Source organism: Nocardiopsis sp. TNDT3, from assembly GCF_003427465.1.
Taxonomy (GTDB): Bacteria; Actinomycetota; Actinomycetes; order Streptosporangiales; family Streptosporangiaceae; genus Nocardiopsis; species Nocardiopsis dassonvillei.
The window spans coordinates 1-1790 of sequence record NZ_QPFC01001243.1 but is presented as its reverse complement, the minus strand read 5'-3'; the positions used below and the strand labels follow the sequence as shown (position 1 = coordinate 1790).

2 protein-coding genes are annotated in these 1790 nt (G+C 72.3%); both read right to left on the bottom strand.

The genetic code is table 11. The annotated features are described in order from the left end of the window. Window positions 1-109: 109 nt before the first annotated feature. On the bottom strand, window positions 110-757 hold the full coding sequence (locus DQW06_RS26375; RefSeq protein ID WP_013156350.1) for a fasciclin domain-containing protein: 648 nt from the start codon (window positions 755-757) through the stop codon (window positions 110-112). A gap of 76 nt (window positions 758-833) precedes the next feature. Further along, the coding region (locus DQW06_RS26370) for a molybdopterin-dependent oxidoreductase (RefSeq protein ID WP_157983618.1) at window positions 834-1790 on the bottom strand (957 nt) is incomplete at its 5' end.

Below are 1790 nucleotides of genomic sequence, written 5' to 3'. Positions count from 1 at the left end.
CTGCGCTGCTCGCCTCGTCCGTGCGCCGGGCGCGGGTGCGGTGGCGGGGTCCCGGACGGCCCGGCGTCAACGCTCGGACCGCCCGGGGGTCGCACCGTGCCGGAGGCCGTTAGGCGGGCATCAGCACGCCGTCGATGATGTACACCGTGGCGTTGGCCGTCTGCACGTTGCCGCAGATGACGGCCGCCTCGCCGTTCACCGTGAACTCCTCGCCGGAGCCCTCGGTGGTGACCTCTCCGCCCTGGAGCGAGGTGAACGTGCCGTCCTCCAGGTCGGCCGGGGTCTGGCGGCCCTCGACCACGTGGTAGGTCAGCACCTCGGTCAGCTGCTCCTGGTCGGCCAGCAGCGCGTCGAGGTCCTCCTGCGGGATCGCCTCGAACGCGGGGTCGGCCGGGGCGAAGACCGTGATGTCCTCGGCCGAGTTGAGCGTGTCCACCAGGTCCGCCTCGGTCACGGCCGTCACCAGCGTGGACAGCACCGGGTTGTTGGACGCGGCGGTGGCGACCGGGTCGTCCGCCATGCCCTCGAAGCTGCCCTCGCCGTCGGCGGGCACCTCGGCGCAGCCGGAACCGAAGTTCTCGCCCGCCATCTCGGTGGTGCCCTCCTCGCCGCCCATGCCGCCGCTCTCGGACTCGGTCGCGGTGGGGGTCTCCTCGGCGGCCTCCTCCCCGCCGCCCATGTCGCCGCCACAGGCGGTCAGACCGAAGGCGAGCGCGGCAGCGGCGGCCGTGATGGTGAGGCTGTTCTTGCGGACCATTGTTTGCTCCTTCAACTTGGTTAACTTCTGTTTGCTCACGTCACCGACTTGCGCCGGTGTTGGTCGAGGGGTGCGTCTACTCGGCGGTGAACCGGATGCTGTGCCAGCCGGTGGCGCCGTCGGGCACGGGATCCACCCGTTCGGCGGGCTGGGTGAACCCGGTGGCGTCGGTGGCCCGGACCTCCACGGAGTGCTGGCCGGGTTCGACGGTGGTCTCGGCCACCCACTGGACCCAGGTGTCGACGCCGGGGACCTCGGCGAGTTCGGCCCGCCGCCACTCGCCCCCGTCCACGCGCACCTCCACGGCGTCGATCCCGCGGTGCTGGGCCCAGGCCACTCCGGCCAGGACGACCTCTCCGGCGTCCACCCGGCTCAGGGGCGCGGGCACGTCCACGCGGGACATGGTCTTGACGGGGGCGCGCACGGCCCAGCCGCGCTGCGCCCAGTAGGCCCGCTCGTCGGCGAAGCGGGTCAGCTTGATGTCGGTGACCCACTTGGTGGCGCTGACGAACCCGTAGAGGCCGGGGACGACCATGCGCGCCGGGTAGCCGTGCACTTGGGGGAGGGGTTCTCCGTTCATGCCCACGGCCAGGAGCGCGTCGCGACCGTCCATGACGACCTCGGTCGGCGTGCCGCAGGTCCAGCCGTCGTCGGAGGTGCTGAGGATCTGGTCCGCGCCGGACCGCACACCCGCCCGCCGCAGCAGGTCGGCCAGGGGGAAGCCCAGCCAGCGGGTGTTGCCCGCGAGGTCGCCGCCGACCTGGTTCGACACGCACGTCATGGTGATGTCGGCCTCGACGAGCTCCTCGGCGAGCAGTTCGTCCATGTCGATCTCGAAGGGGCGGTCCACCATCCCGTGCACCCTCAGCGTCCAGCGGGTGGAGTCCAGCCGGGGAATGGTGAGGGCGGTGTCGATCCGGTAGAACTCCCGGTTGGGCGTGGTGAAGGGGGTCAGCCCCGGAACGCCCAGTTCGGTCGCGGCGGGCAGCGGCGGCAGCGGGTTCGCCGCCGCGGGAAGGGCGAGGGCGGAGCG

Excerpts from the sequence above, each read along its gene's own strand:
- DQW06_RS26375 (WP_013156350.1), bottom strand. The coding sequence starts at position 757 with ATGGTCCGCAAGAACAGCCTCACCATCACGGCCGCCGCTGCCGCGCTC.